The sequence below is a fragment of the Campylobacter coli genome (assembly GCF_009730395.1).
Taxonomy (GTDB): Bacteria; Campylobacterota; Campylobacteria; order Campylobacterales; family Campylobacteraceae; genus Campylobacter_D; species Campylobacter_D coli.
On sequence record NZ_CP046317.1, the window covers coordinates 936,911 to 950,421 of the forward strand.

A 13,511-nucleotide genomic window follows, 5' to 3' on the forward strand; every position below is an offset into this window, starting at 1 on the left:
AATATCTTAATTTACACAAACTTGCTGAATTTGATATTTATTTTTTGCGATAAAATCAAACGCGCTTAAAAAAATCTGTACGCGTAAAAATTTTATTTATTAGCTCTTTCGATATATTCTCCGCGCACTGTATCAACGCGTATAACTTCACCCTCTAAAACATGGAAAGGAATTTGCACAACTGCACCTGTTTCAAGTGTAGCAGGTTTTTTGTTTGAACCTTGAGTATCGCCTTTAAAATTTGGAGCTGTTTCTACAATCTTAAGTTCTACAACTTGCGGAACTTCCACGCCAATAGCCTTGCCGTTGTGAAAAAGTACATCCACCATCATACCATCAAGCATCCATTTTTTTGCTTCGCCTACATCTTCATCACTGATTGCAACTTGCTCATAAGATTCTGTATCCATAAATTGACAATTTTCTCCATCATCATAAAGATACTGCATAGTTTTTTCTTCCAAATTTGGAGCTTCGCATTTATCTCCTGCGTGAAAAGTTTTTTCTAAAACCTTACCATCAATAAAAGATTTGATTTTTATACGCACAAAAGCAGGACCTTTTCCTGGTTTTACATGTTGATATTCAACTATTTTAAAAGGAATTCCATCGATTTCGATTTTAAGCCCTTTTTTTAAATCACCCATTGAATAAGATGCCATAATTTTCCTTTTATATTAAAAATAAATTATAATTCTAACAAAAATTATTTGATATCACAATATAATTGATAATAAAATAAGCATTTTTTTGTTAGAATTTAGCTTTAAAGCATAGTAAATGCTCGCTTCTTTAAAAAAAGAAGAGGAAAGTCCGAGCTGCAAAAGACAAACATTCCATCTAACAGATGGCTAGGGCGACCTAAGGGACAGTGCAACAGAAAGAAAACTACCACAAAAGTGGAAAAGGTGAAACGGTGAGGTAAAAGCTTACCAGCGATTTTGGCAACAATTTCGGCTATGTAAACCCAATGTGCAGCAAGAAGGGATGGTTAAGGTCTTTGTTTTAACCCTTCGCTTGATTTTGTTTGCGAAAACAAAACTAGATAAATGAGCATTCTAGACAGAACTCGGCTTATCGCTATGCTTTTTTAAGATTTAAAATATGTCAACGCTTTTTGAATTTTTTGAATTTCAACAGCTTTTGTTTTTTTCTTTTGTTCAATCAGTATAACAGCTTCTTGCAAAAGAGCTTGAACTTGATAAAATACATCATTTGCATTTTCTTTTAAAAAATCTTCTGAAGGCGATTCTTTGGCTAAATTTTTAATAAAAGCTTTCATATCAAGTTCATCAAGTAAATTTTCAAGTTTATTGACATCTTCTTGGATTAATGCAAGTTTAAAATCACTGAGCCACTGTTTCATTGTTATGCACTTCTCTCCAAGCTTCTAGCAAACCTTTGGTTACATTTATAACTTCATTGATTCTATCTTCGTTATTTTCTAAATTTGCCAAAGATAAAAGCTGAATTTCTCTTGTGTAAAGACCACTAAGATAATGAGCCACTTCTCCGCCTTTTTCATAGTTTAAAGTATTAATAAGCTCTATAAAAATAGCCGTAGTTCTTTTTACAAAATACACTCTTTGTTCTATATCTTCATTTCTTATGGCTACTTTAGCTCTTGCACAAAAACGCAAAATTCCCTCATAAAGCATTTCAATAAGTTTTTGCGGAGACTCTATCCCCACTTGATTTTGAGAATAAGCATTATAGGCTAAATTATTTTGCATCTTTTTTATCCTTAATTATTAGAATTGTTTGCCGCATTAATCATATTAGTCACAGTATTTAGCTGTTGATTGAGTTTATTTAAAATACTCTCATATTGCAACCATTGATTCGCCATTGTATCGTATCTTGTATCAATCATAGCCTGAGTTGAGTCTTTAGAGGTATTTAATGATTTAATATCATTTGTCAAACTCTCATCATATTTTGTAATTGAACCATCTTTTCCAGTCATCTCTTGCAACGTGGCTTTTAATTTTGAAAAAATACCTTTACCTTCTATAGGCTTAGAGGTTATATTTACATCAGACAAACCTAATTCCTTGAGAATGCTAGCATTTCCTTTGATTGAAAAATCCGAACTACCATCTCCACTAAAATTCAACCTAAACCCTGTAACATTGTTTTGATTATAGGATTCAACCTTAACTTTTAAGCCTTCAATACCTTTACTGTTTATATGATTAGCTAAATTTTGAAGCAATTCTTCCTCTGTTTTCCCTGTTAATTTAAAATTAGTACCATCAGAATTTTTAGATAAATCATATGTTTGATTATTAAAAACTATAGTAAAATCTCCTGGTTTAAATTCTAAACCATTGGAATTAAGATATTTACTTAAACTTCCTGTCTTAATTACCTCTCCTGTGTGATTAATGTCTTCGTATTTAGTAATATTTGAAAAAAAACTTTCAGTAGAGTCTGGATCTTCTTTAACTTTTTGTTCAAATTTAGAAGAATTAAAACTCAAAGTGCCTGCATCATTTAAACTTAAGCCAAAATCCTGCATAGAAAGCATAACCTTAGTGTTCACTTTATTACCATTTGCATCTTCAGTAGTTCCATCAACAACTTGAGAATCAAACAAATCAGCAAGAATGCTTGAGCGTATTGAATTTACTTCACTGATGCCTTGTAAAGTTCCTTTTGTTCCAGTTTCACTATTATAGTCAGTTGCAGCATTAAGATTGGTTACTAAATCATTATAAGCATCCACCAAATCTTGCATGGCTTTTGTCACGCCTTCAAAATCTTGCTGTACATCAAAATTAATTTCACCTGTTTTATTTAAAGTTAAAGTCATTCCTACACCAAGATCGGTAACAGTATTACTTGATCTAAACATCTTAATACCATCAAGTGTAAATTCTGCATTTTGCGCAGTTTGGATATGCAAAGAAGTATCCTTAATACCATAACCTTTTTTATCCTTAGCTGGATCAATAGAAGCCGATACATCTAATCCCCATCCAAGATCGTCGAATATTTTTTCTGCATTTGTATCTTTTTGATATTTACCATTCGAATCTTTTTTTCCCGCATAGAAACTTATCGCACTGTCTTCGCCTGTTTCTTTACTGGTTAAAGTTAAGCGGTAAGGAGTGCCTTTCTCTCCTGTGTTTACAATCTTAGCAACAATCTCTCCTCCACTAGCTTCATTAATTTTATCAGCTAAATCTCTATAGGTTGTGTTTTTATCTACCGTAACAGTATATTCTTTGCCATTTGAAAAAAAAGTAAGATCGGCAGTTCCATTTAATTGTGCATTAACAAAACCACCGTCATTTACTAATCCTTTACTTTGATACACATCTTTTTGTGCAAGTTGAGTAACATTGATATTCATGCTTTGTAAAGCAACACCCGAATTAACCGTAAGACTTGCTGGAGGATTATCGCTAATACTTCCTACAACTTTTCTTTTCGCAAAAACCGTAGCATCGGCTAATGATGAAACAGCCGTCTGAAAACTTAGTAATTTAGTTTTGATTTCTGTTAAATCTTTTTGTTTGGTTGTATTTTCTTCAATTTTTTTAGTATAAGGATCAATACGAGCTTTTTGCTCTGCTTCTTTTAATTTATCTATAGTATCTTGAGTTAAAACCCCAGAACCAAATCCTAAACTAGATAGACTACCAAATGCCATTTTTAACTCTCCTTATCAAATATCATTCCTATCACATCCCTAAAATACTCAGCTAATCTCATAGCTTCTTCACTAGGAATTTGACGGATTTCCCTTCCAGTGCTTTTTTCAGTCACGCTAATATACATAGAACCGATTTTATCACTATAACCAAAACGAACATTGGTATCTAGAGAATCCATTTGCTCATTTAACTTTTTTGTAATATCAGCCAACTTTTCACTCACACCTCGTTGCTGTCCATCATCGCCTTCTTGGCCTTGACTTCTATCGGTTTGAATGTTTAAACTAGCCTGTGTCTCACTTGTTCTTTGGCTAATGTTTGCCAAAGCTGTATCCATTTGCCCATTTGCCTTCGATATTTCCATTTTAAAATCCTTTTTAAAATTTCCTATTGCTAGTTAAAAGCTTATATCGACAAATTTATAAATTTATGAACACTTATAAAGAAAATTTTATTTTTCAATAATAAAAAAATAATAAGCAAAAACTGTGCCAAAATTTTAAAATAAATCTCAATTATCTTAAAAAATTTCAAATTTATTAAAAAGATCTGGATTATTTTCTAAAATATTACGCAAGATCAAATCTTCTATCACGCTTTTAGTGCAATCTGTTTGCTTAGGCCAAGCTCTTAAATAACCCTCAGCTTCACCTTTAGCACTTGCATCTACTCCAAGTCTTTCTTCTTTGATAAAAATATCTCTTTTAGCATCTATATTATTTACCACACGCCAAACAAGCATATAAGAATTTTCAAGCTTATTTTCAGCATCTAAAAACACTAAAATCCTAAAATGTTTTTTAAATTCTAAAAGTTTGTCAAAACTTTGTTCGATTTTTTCTTTTTTATCAAGCAAAATACAAACTATAGGACTTTTACTTTCTTTATAAAATTGCTTTAAATTTAAAAGTTCTACCTTAGTTTTAAAAAGTTCTAGTAATTTTTCATCTTCTAAAATTTCAAGCTCTTCAACTTGTATTTCTTCACAAGCATCAAGTCCTGCTTTACCCCCAAAACAAGAATTAGGTGAAGCATGATCTAATTGATCACAAATTCCTTCTGAAATTAAAATTTTCTTTGTATTAAAACGATCTAACATATAAGGAATTAAAGCATCATAATCTTTCAAAGAAGGTGCATTTTTATCCACAAAAATTGCATGCTTAACAAAACTCATTTGCCCTACTCCCCAAAATGCATGCATAATTTGTTGCGCATGAGCGGGATATTTTGCATCGATTTTTGCTAAGATAAGATTATGAAAGACCCCATTTTCAGGCATATTATAATCAATTAAATCAGGTACTGAAGTTTGAAGCAAGGGTAAAAAAATTCTTTCAGTACCAAGCCCCATGATCTTATCTTCTAAAGGAGGCTTTCCTACAACCGTTGCTTGATAGATCGCATCTTTTTTAGCATAAATTTTTTCTACTTTCATCACAGGAAAAAGTTCAGCAGGAGTGTAAAAACCCGTATGATCTCCAAAAGGACCTTCGATTTTAAACTCTTCTAAATCCACATAACCTTCAATAACCACATCACTATCATAAGGTACAAAAATACCATTTTCACAAGGAGTAATTTTTGCAGGAGTTTTTTTAATAAAACCATAAAGTAAAAGTTCAAAAATTCCCTTAGGTAAAGGTGCTTGAGAACACCAAATATAAAGCGGATCTCCACCTATGGCTATACTTACAGGCATTTTTTTAAAACCAGCATTTTTGTATTCGTGATAAAAATTTGCCCCATCTTTATGAATTTGCCAATGTATTAAAAGTTCATTTTTATCACTCATTTGCAAACGATACATTCCAAGATTATTTTGAGTTTTATCTAAATTTTGTGTATAAACTTGCCCCATGGTAATAAATTTACCCGCATCATCTTCCCAAGTTTTTAGTATGGGAAGTTCTTCAAGTGAGTTTAAAATTTCATAATCATACAAGGCTTTATTTTTTTTCAGTCTTTTAGGAGGAATATTTTTAAAACTTAACAAATTCATAAAAAAATCCATTTTTGCTTTAAAACTCGTAGGAATATGAAGCTTGATGAGTTTTGAAATTTCTTCAGCCACCTCTTCATAATCACGTCCAAAAGCTAAATTTAAAGCCTTTTTATTGCAAAAAGTATTCATCAAAACAGGAAATTTATATTGTTTATTTAATTTTTTATCTATAGGATTTTTAAATAATAAAGCCTTCCCTTTTTCTCCTTTTTTAGCTTCTATATAGGCTAAATGAGCGATTTCAAGATCTACATCTACAGGTTCTTCAATTACCCTTAAAAGATCATTTTCTTTTAAAATTTGAATAAATTCTTTCATATCATACTCTCAGCTTTTTTTAAAAGTTCTTTAGCACCTTTAGCAATAAACTCCTTAGCCAAACTCTCTCCAAAGCCTTTAAAATCACTTTTTTTGATCATTCTTTTTTCTTTTAAAATTTCACTACCATCAGGCAATCCAAGTATAGCACGCACACAAATTTCATCTCCTAAGAGTTCTGCGTTAATACCTATAGGCACTTGACATCCTCCTTCTAAAGTAGAGATAAATTCTCTTTCTATGGTAGTTTCTATCAAAGCATTGTCATCATTTAAACATTTTAAAAATTTTAAAAATTTTTCATCATCTATACTTTCTATGCCTAAAGCTCCTTGGGATGCCGCTGGGATTAGCTCATCTTTGCTAAATGTATAAACAAAATTTACTTGTTTATCTAAATCCAAACGCTTAATACCTGCCATAGCTAAGATAATCGCATCAAAATCCCCATTTTTTAATTTTTCTATACGAGAATTTACATTGCCACGCAAAGAAATGATTTCCAAATCAGGTCTTAATAATAAAAGTTGCATTTTGCGTCTAAGACTTGTAGTGCCTATCTTTGCGCCTTTTGGCAAAGAAAGAAAATCTTTATAATTTTGACTCAACATCGCATCATTACTTTGTTCTCTTTTGCTAACTGCAGCCAAAACCAAGCCTTGCGGAAAGAAACTTGGCACATCTTTTAAACTATGCACAGCTAAATGCGCTTCATTTCTTAGCATACTTTCTTCTAGTTCTTTAGTAAAAAGTCCTTTACCACCTATTTTTGCTAGTGGGCTATCTAACAAAACATCTCCTTTGGTTTTAAAGCCTTCTAAGCGAACTGCTATGCCATGAGTTTTATTTAAAAAATCTGCTATAAATTCGCTTTGCCAAAGAGCTAATTGACTCTTTCTTGTAGCTATAACAAGCTCTTTCATTTTCTCTCCTCTATAATTTCAACATCGATAATTTCTTCATCAGAAGTGTTATTTTGTCTGTAGTTTCTTTTATATCTAGGCTTAGCAAAATTAAAAATCAAACCAAAACACAAAACAAAAAATCCAAAAATACTCGTTACTATTCCTGGAAAGATAAACAAAAAAGCCGCCATTACAAAAGCAAATTGAGTCAACATATCTTTAAAACCGCTTATACGAAATTCAAGCATATTTTTCCAAAAAATTCCGAGCAAAATTACTCCAAAAATCATACTAGCTAAAATAAAAATTAAAAAATTTCCCAAACCAAAAAATACAATAAATAAAATACTTGCAACAAGTTCTAGTAAAAAAAGCGGACTAAGGCTTAGCTTGTAATTCATTCTACACTCTTTTTAATAAAATCAAATACTTCTTTACTTGATATGATTTTTTTCTCTAGTGTTTTTCTATCTATAAATTCTAACTCATCTTTTTCTAAGCCCTTGCCTACAACTAAAGCATAAGGAAAGCCCATAAGCTCAAAATCATTCATCTTAACACCAAAACGCTCATTTCTATCATCAAGTAAAACTTCAATACCTGCATTGCTTAAATCCTCATAAAGCTTGGTAGCAAATTCCAAAGACTTCTCATCTTTGATATTTGAAATTATAATTTCAAGCGTAAAAGGAGCTAAGGTTTTATTCCAAATACAACCCTTTTCATCATGATTTGCCTCAATTGCTACTGCAAGTAAACGCGAAACCCCTATACCATAACATCCCATGTAAAAAGGCTTGCTTTTGCCATTTTCATCTAAGAAATTTGCATTCATAGCCTTAGAATATTTTTGCCCTAATTTAAAAATATGTCCTACTTCTATACCCTTGCTTAATTTTAATTTTGCTCCACATTTAGCACAGCAATCATTTTCTTTAACCTCTGCTAAATCCTTAAAGCGATCTTTGTTTAAATTAACTACATCAATGCCTATTAAATGATAATCTTTTTCATTTGCTCCCATTATCATTTGTTTTTCGCCTTCAAGCTCTTTATCCAAATAAAAATCAACATTTTTCAAACCCACAAAGCCTATAAAACCTGCAACCAATCCCGCTTTTTCTAATTCTTCTTCGCTCGCATCCACAAGCTCAAGAGCATTGCAAGCGTTTTGAGCCTTAACCTCTTGCAAATCATCACTTCCTCTTATAAAAAACACAACTAATTTGCTTTCATTTTCATAAATAGCTTTTTTTACCACTGCTTTAATCGTATAAAAAGCATTAATTTTAAAAAATTGTGCTAAAGAATCTATAGTTTTAATATTTGGAGTGTGAAATTTACTTGCATAATTTGCTTCAGGACGCTCTTCATCACAAGTTTTATTGGCTCTAACTGCAGCTTCAACATTTGCAGCATAATCACAATTTTCACAAATTAAAATATCATCCTCACCATTTTTTGCCAAAACCATAAATTCCTTAGAACCACTTCCACCAATAGCCCCACTATCAGCTTCAACTGCTCTAAAATCAAGCCCCATTCTTTGTAAAATTTGAGAATAAGTTTTATACATAAGCTCAAACTCACGCCCTAAATCTTCTTCATTAGCATGAAAACTATATCCATCTTTCATTAGAAATTCACGACATCTTAAAAGCCCAAATCTAGGCCTTGCTTCATCACGAAATTTAAGTCCAATTTGATATAAATGCAAAGGAAGTTGTTTATAGCTTGTGATTTTGTTTTTTACCAAAGAAAGCATAGCCTCTTCATGTGTTGGACCTAAAACAAATTCATTTTCTTTTCTGTCTTTAAAACGCAAAAGTTCTTTTCCAAAAACATTATAACGCCCACTTTCTTGCCACAAACTTGCAGGAGTGATAAAACTAAGATTTACTTCTTGTGCTCCAGCCTTATCCATTTCTTCTTTAACTATATTTTTAATCTTGTCTAAAACTCTTTTTCCCAAAGGTAAAAAATTATAAAGCCCACTACCAATTTGCTCAACAAAGCCAGCGCGTGTTAAAAAAATATGGCTCGGTAAAGTCGCATCTTTTGGAGCCTCTTTAAGACTTGGTGCATATAATTTACTAAATTTCATCATTATTCTCCATATTAAATTCGCATGTGTATTGATTTAAACCTTCAAGATTATTTTCCAAATCAAAAATATAACGCATAGCATTAATCACTGTATCACTTTGCATTTTACCTTGCAAATGTTTCAAATTCATAGTTGGAGTATGCAAGAAAGCTTTAAAAACTTGATGGATTAATTTTCTTGCCTCTTCTTCATCAGAATGTTTTAAATATCCTTTATCTAAAGCGATTTGAAGCTGTTTGTTGGCACATTCTTTTGCTTGCAAGCGAATCGCTTTTATAATAGGAGTTAAAGCTAAATCATTTAAATATCTAAAAAATTCTGCTGTCTCACGCCCGATGATACCATACGCCATACGCGCTTCTTGTTCTCTTAAGGCTAAATTTTTTCGCACAACAACTTCAAGATCATCGACCGCAAAAACTGATATTTTTTCATTTTCACTAATATCAATATCTCGTGGCACAGCAATATCAAAAAAATATCTCTTATGAGAGACCTCATCGATTAAAGAATTTGCAATAATAGCATTTGGGGCATTGGTAGCTGAGAAAAAAAGTTCATACTCATCAAGATATTTTTTTAAATTATTTAAGCTATCGCACTCGCTTAAAACACCCAATCTCTCACAAAGGATACGAGCCTTTTCCATATCCCTGTTTAACACTATAACTCTAGCTCCAGCAGTGATTAAATGCTTGGCTGCAAGCTCTCCCATCTCACCCGCACCTATAACTATAGCACTTTTTCCATCTAAAGGCAAAAGTTCTTTAGCCTTAGCTACTGCTACACTAGCGACTGAAATAGGATTTTTTGAAATTTGGGTTTCATTACGAACCTTAGCTGCGCATTTAAATGCACTGTGAATTGCCCTTGAAAGATGTACCGCGCAAAAATTATTTTTTAAAGCAAAAGCAAAAGCATCTTTTAATTGCCCTGCGATTTGTGTTTCTCCAACAACCAAACTATCAAGTGAGCTTGCAACCGAAAAAAGATGATGAATAGCTCCGCTATCTTCAAAAATATCAGCTTTTTGAACTAAGCTTTCTTTATCTACATTGCATAATAAAGCTAAGGATTTAATAATATATTCTGCACAAGCTTCTTTTACATAAGCTACTATTTCTACACGATTACAAGTGCTTATAACCAAACATTCTTCAATATTTTCATGAATGCTTAGCAATCTCAAAAACTCGTTTTTTTTTGCTTCATCTGAAAAACTCAATCTCTCCCTTAAAGAAAGATCTGTATTTTTATGAGTAAAAGATATGCAATAATACATTAAAAATCCCTATCTATCATAGCTTGAATTATATCTTGAAGTTTTTCATTGGAAAAATCTTTTATAGCTAGTGCTGCTTGGTGGGCATATTCTTTAGCCTCCAATATAGCTTTATTTAAAGCTTTTGTTTCTTCAAATTTGGTTTGTATCCAAATTTTTTCATCATTGTTTAAATCTTTTTGAAATAAATTCTTTAATTGAGCCCTATCCTCATTATTTAAATTTTCATAAAGATAAATATAAGGCAAAGTGGTTTTACCCTCTTTAAAATCATTCATAGCAGGTTTTCCAAGGGTTTTTTCATCGCCCTTAATGTCTAAAATATCATCAATCATTTGAAATGCAAGACCTAAATTTTTGCCATATTCTCCAAAAGCTTTTTCATCTAAATTTGCCAAAATAGCCCCACACCTTGCACTTGCTTCGATTAAAACTGCGGTTTTATTATAAATCATCTTTAGATATTTATCTTTATCCGCATTAAAACTTTTGCTAAGCTCAACATCCATAAGCTCGCCTACAGCAAGCTTAACAACCGCATCTGAAATAATACTTGCAAAACAAGCATCTAGTTGGCTCAATTCATAAAAAGCTTTTGAATATAAAATATCTCCAAGCATAAGGGCGTTTTTTGTACCAAATTCGGCATTAACAGACTTTGCACCACGTCTTAATTTGCTTTCATCTATGATATCATCATGCAACAAACTTGCTAAATGTATAAGTTCTATTGCGGCACAAATTTTATAAGAATTTGCATTTTCTCCTGCGATTGCTAAAAGTAGCTTTGAACGCAATTTTTTGCCTGATTTGGTATTAGCAAGCATAGTTAAAATAGGTTCATAATCAAGCTCTTGCAAATATTGTTTTATCAAATCATCTATTGGCTGCACCCTATATCCTTTAAATTTAGTTTGTGGTATTTTCTCGTTGTATCAATGGTTCTACTTGAGGCTCATTAAAATCTATCATAGGCACTACTTGATTATTTTGAGGCGGATTTGTTAATTGCATTTTTCTTGGATCAAGAAATTTCACTTCAAGTCTAGAATCCTTATCTTCTATATACACAGTAAAAATTGCCTCACCTTTTTTGTATTCGCTAAATTCTAAAATAAGCCTTGCTCTATCAATATGTGGATTTTTATAATCAGGAATTAAAGTTTGGGTTACCCAGTCCAAATTTCTTCTTAAACTCATCACAAATTGACGCGGATATTTACGAAATTTAGAATGAACGACTATATTGGTATTATCAAACAAAGTCCAATAAAAATCAAAATTTTGAACCCCATTATCATAACCAAGCTCTTTAATCTCCACGCTAGCTCTCTCGTCTTTTTTAAGTGTAAATTTATATGTATAATCAAAAACAGGAGCAGCATTTAAAACAATGCAATTTGCCATCAAAGTAAAAAAAACCAAAAGCCTAATGCTCATTAGCCCTCATGTCCTAAAATTTTAGCACCTAATTCTATAAAAAGATCGTTTTGCCTTTCTTGAATAAAATCTCCATTTTCAAGTATAAAGCTTTTCATATCCATTTCATTAAAACCTTGTTTTTCTAAAAGCTCGATCATAGCAATATGATCAGCAAAAAAGTTTTCAAATACTTTTTCTAAAGCTCCTAAATTTCCATTTTGTATAATTTCTATAAATTTTTCCTTAGGAGTTTTATTAAACATTTCGTCAAAAATATCCATTGAATTTCCTTAATAAATATGTTTTTGATTATAAAATTTTAATCGTTAAAAGTAGCTAAATTAAAAAATGAAAAAGTTTAAAAATTTATTTCAAGAAGCAATAAATTTGGGAATAAACCCAAATTTATTTAAGAATGAGCTTTGGTTTCTTGTGCATATTTAACACCCAAATCAAAAGCTTTAGAATTTGCATCTCTTGTTTTAGCTGGAACCATATGAAGCATCGTTTCTTTAAGAATATCCAAATCAATACATTTACTCATATAAGCAGCTATGGCTAGTGCAACAACTGATTGAGTAGCTACATTACCTACCTCATCTTTAGCTATAGTAATGATAGGAATTTCAAAAATTTGCCATTTTTTATAATCTTCGCTTTCAGGATGAACCAAATTTGGTTCTACAACTATGATGCCACCCTCTTTTACTCCACCACGAAAACCTTTATAACCCTTATCTGCAGTTGAAAGCATAAAGTCTACTTCGCCCTCTACCGCATAAGGAAAAAGAATTTCTTTATCATCGATGATAATATCAACCTTAGTCGGACCTCCACGCACTTGGGAAGTATAAGTTGAAGCTTTAAAGGCTTGACGACCTTCTTTAATCGCTGCTTCAGCTAAAATTTCTCCTGCGGTGATAACACCTTGACCACCCTCACCACCAAATCTTAATTGATATTTCATTTTAAGGCTCCTAAATCAACCATTCTTTTTTCTTTGGCTGCACGACGCACTTCTTCATAAGCATGACAATATTCTGGCTGCGTGCTATCTTCATATAAAACACCTGTTGGGAATTTATCTTTTCTTTCTTCAAAATCCATACTTTCAAATTTAGACTTATCCACAACACGATTTTTAATCCAATCAAGCATAGCCACTGCTTCACCCATTTTATTTTTTCTACCTAGGTTAATATGACAATTTGAGAAAACATCAACAAAGCTATAACCTTTGTGTGCTAAAGCTTTATAAATTAAATTTTCTAATTTATTTGCCTCAATAACATTTCCTCTTGCCACGAAAGAAGCTCCAGCAGCTTTAGTTAATTCGCAAGCATCAAAATTTGGATCGATATTTCCAAATTGTGCAGTTACTGTATAAAAACCTTTTGGAGTAGTTGGAGAAGTTTGAGAATTAGTAAGCCCATAAATAAAATTGTTGATTACAATATGAGTTAAATCTATATTTCTACGACATCCATGTATAGTATGATTTCCACCAATTGCTAAAGTATCACCATCGCCACTTACTACAATAACATGTTTGCTAGGATTGGCTAGTTTTATGCCTGTTGCATAAGCAATAGCTCTACCATGAGTAGTGTGCACGGTATTGCAATTTACATAAGAGCTCATTCTACCGCTACATCCTATACCTGAAACAAGACAAACATCATCCATATTCCAACCCAGCTTTTCTATCGCGCGGATAATACATTTTAAAACTACACCATCGCCACAACCCCAACACCATTGAGTAGGAAGTTTATCAGTTCTTAAATATTCATCATAATTAAACGCCATT

The 13,511-nt window shown here is 31.9% G+C and carries 15 protein-coding genes and 1 other RNA gene; 1 reads left to right on the plus strand and 15 read right to left on the minus strand.

Annotated features, from left to right (window positions below):
- Positions 1 to 92: 92 nt before the first annotated feature.
- On the minus strand, positions 93 to 662 hold the full coding sequence (gene efp / locus FOC43_RS04685; protein ID WP_002776189.1) for an elongation factor P: 570 nt from the start codon (positions 660 to 662) through the stop codon (positions 93 to 95).
- A 106-nt stretch (positions 663 to 768) separates the two neighbouring features.
- Here efp and rnpB point away from each other — a divergent pair.
- Positions 769 to 1,093: RNase P RNA component class A (gene rnpB, locus FOC43_RS04690), an RNA gene on the plus strand.
- On the opposite strand, the gene FOC43_RS04695 is transcribed toward rnpB, so the two are convergent.
- The 14 genes from FOC43_RS04695 to FOC43_RS04760 form a co-directional block, all read right to left on the minus strand.
- Positions 1,091 to 1,366 carry a hypothetical protein gene (locus tag FOC43_RS04695; RefSeq protein ID WP_004284952.1) on the minus strand — a complete coding sequence of 92 codons (276 nt, stop codon included), beginning with the start codon at positions 1,364 to 1,366 and terminating at the stop codon, positions 1,091 to 1,093. The genes rnpB and FOC43_RS04695 overlap by 3 nt on opposite strands.
- Positions 1,347 to 1,733: a flagellar export chaperone FliS gene (fliS, locus tag FOC43_RS04700; protein WP_002776169.1), complete on the minus strand. Its 387-nt coding sequence runs from the start codon at positions 1,731 to 1,733 to the stop codon at positions 1,347 to 1,349. Before fliS ends, FOC43_RS04695 begins: the two co-directional genes overlap by 20 nt.
- A gap of 11 nt (positions 1,734 to 1,744) precedes the next feature.
- Complete coding sequence (fliD, locus tag FOC43_RS04705) at positions 1,745 to 3,658, minus strand: flagellar filament capping protein FliD (protein ID WP_004284951.1); 1,914 nt, start codon at positions 3,656 to 3,658, stop codon at positions 1,745 to 1,747.
- 2 nt (positions 3,659 to 3,660) lie between these two features.
- Positions 3,661 to 4,026, minus strand: coding sequence for a FlaG family protein (locus tag FOC43_RS04710; protein WP_002776146.1), 366 nt, complete (start codon positions 4,024 to 4,026; stop codon positions 3,661 to 3,663).
- A gap of 156 nt (positions 4,027 to 4,182) precedes the next feature.
- Positions 4,183 to 5,985, minus strand: coding sequence for a menaquinone biosynthesis decarboxylase (locus tag FOC43_RS04715; protein WP_002782913.1), 1,803 nt, complete (start codon positions 5,983 to 5,985; stop codon positions 4,183 to 4,185).
- Positions 5,982 to 6,908, minus strand: a complete 927-nt coding sequence (gene hemC / locus FOC43_RS04720) for a hydroxymethylbilane synthase (RefSeq protein WP_002782915.1) — start codon at positions 6,906 to 6,908, stop codon at positions 5,982 to 5,984. The genes FOC43_RS04715 and hemC overlap by 4 nt, the downstream gene beginning before the upstream one ends.
- Positions 6,905 to 7,291: a hypothetical protein gene (locus FOC43_RS04725; RefSeq protein WP_002782917.1), complete on the minus strand. Its 387-nt coding sequence runs from the start codon at positions 7,289 to 7,291 to the stop codon at positions 6,905 to 6,907. Before FOC43_RS04725 ends, hemC begins: the two co-directional genes overlap by 4 nt.
- Positions 7,288 to 8,997, minus strand: coding sequence for a proline--tRNA ligase (locus FOC43_RS04730; RefSeq protein ID WP_004284949.1), 1,710 nt, complete (start codon positions 8,995 to 8,997; stop codon positions 7,288 to 7,290). The genes FOC43_RS04725 and FOC43_RS04730 overlap by 4 nt, the downstream gene beginning before the upstream one ends.
- Complete coding sequence (gene hemA / locus FOC43_RS04735) at positions 8,984 to 10,279, minus strand: glutamyl-tRNA reductase (protein ID WP_002780882.1); 1,296 nt, start codon at positions 10,277 to 10,279, stop codon at positions 8,984 to 8,986. Before hemA ends, FOC43_RS04730 begins: the two co-directional genes overlap by 14 nt.
- Positions 10,279 to 11,172, minus strand: coding sequence for a polyprenyl synthetase family protein (locus FOC43_RS04740; RefSeq protein WP_002780880.1), 894 nt, complete (start codon positions 11,170 to 11,172; stop codon positions 10,279 to 10,281). Before FOC43_RS04740 ends, hemA begins: the two co-directional genes overlap by 1 nt.
- A 16-nt stretch (positions 11,173 to 11,188) precedes the next feature.
- Positions 11,189 to 11,719 (minus strand): hypothetical protein, encoded by a 531-nt coding sequence (locus FOC43_RS04745; protein ID WP_002780877.1) that lies wholly within the window; start codon positions 11,717 to 11,719, stop codon positions 11,189 to 11,191.
- Positions 11,719 to 11,982, minus strand: a complete 264-nt coding sequence (locus tag FOC43_RS04750; protein WP_002780876.1) for a DUF2018 family protein — start codon at positions 11,980 to 11,982, stop codon at positions 11,719 to 11,721. Before FOC43_RS04750 ends, FOC43_RS04745 begins: the two co-directional genes overlap by 1 nt.
- Before the next feature lie 128 nt (positions 11,983 to 12,110).
- Complete coding sequence (locus FOC43_RS04755) at positions 12,111 to 12,668, minus strand: 2-oxoacid:acceptor oxidoreductase family protein (RefSeq protein ID WP_002776094.1); 558 nt, start codon at positions 12,666 to 12,668, stop codon at positions 12,111 to 12,113.
- The gene (locus FOC43_RS04760; RefSeq protein WP_002776093.1) at positions 12,665 to 13,510 is read right to left on the minus strand and encodes a 2-oxoglutarate ferredoxin oxidoreductase subunit beta; all 846 of its coding nucleotides are present in this window, start codon (positions 13,508 to 13,510) and stop codon (positions 12,665 to 12,667) included. The genes FOC43_RS04755 and FOC43_RS04760 overlap by 4 nt, the downstream gene beginning before the upstream one ends.
- Position 13,511: the final 1 nt, after the last annotated feature.

Coding starts and splice junctions, on each gene's coding strand:
- efp (WP_002776189.1), bottom strand. CDS start 662: ATGGCATCTTATTCAATGGGTGATTTAAAAAAAGGGCTTAAAATCGAA.
- FOC43_RS04695 (WP_004284952.1), bottom strand. CDS start 1,366: ATGAAACAGTGGCTCAGTGATTTTAAACTTGCATTAATCCAAGAAGAT.
- fliS (WP_002776169.1), bottom strand. CDS start 1,733: ATGCAAAATAATTTAGCCTATAATGCTTATTCTCAAAATCAAGTGGGG.
- fliD (WP_004284951.1), bottom strand. CDS start 3,658: ATGGCATTTGGTAGTCTATCTAGTTTAGGATTTGGTTCTGGGGTTTTA.
- FOC43_RS04710 (WP_002776146.1), bottom strand. CDS start 4,026: ATGGAAATATCGAAGGCAAATGGGCAAATGGATACAGCTTTGGCAAAC.
- FOC43_RS04715 (WP_002782913.1), bottom strand. CDS start 5,985: ATGAAAGAATTTATTCAAATTTTAAAAGAAAATGATCTTTTAAGGGTA.
- hemC (WP_002782915.1), bottom strand. CDS start 6,908: ATGAAAGAGCTTGTTATAGCTACAAGAAAGAGTCAATTAGCTCTTTGG.
- FOC43_RS04725 (WP_002782917.1), bottom strand. CDS start 7,291: ATGAATTACAAGCTAAGCCTTAGTCCGCTTTTTTTACTAGAACTTGTT.
- FOC43_RS04730 (WP_004284949.1), bottom strand. CDS start 8,997: ATGATGAAATTTAGTAAATTATATGCACCAAGTCTTAAAGAGGCTCCA.
- hemA (WP_002780882.1), bottom strand. CDS start 10,279: ATGTATTATTGCATATCTTTTACTCATAAAAATACAGATCTTTCTTTA.
- FOC43_RS04745 (WP_002780877.1), bottom strand. CDS start 11,719: ATGAGCATTAGGCTTTTGGTTTTTTTTACTTTGATGGCAAATTGCATT.
- FOC43_RS04750 (WP_002780876.1), bottom strand. CDS start 11,982: ATGGATATTTTTGACGAAATGTTTAATAAAACTCCTAAGGAAAAATTT.
- FOC43_RS04755 (WP_002776094.1), bottom strand. CDS start 12,668: ATGAAATATCAATTAAGATTTGGTGGTGAGGGTGGTCAAGGTGTTATC.
- FOC43_RS04760 (WP_002776093.1), bottom strand. CDS start 13,510: ATGGCGTTTAATTATGATGAATATTTAAGAACTGATAAACTTCCTACT.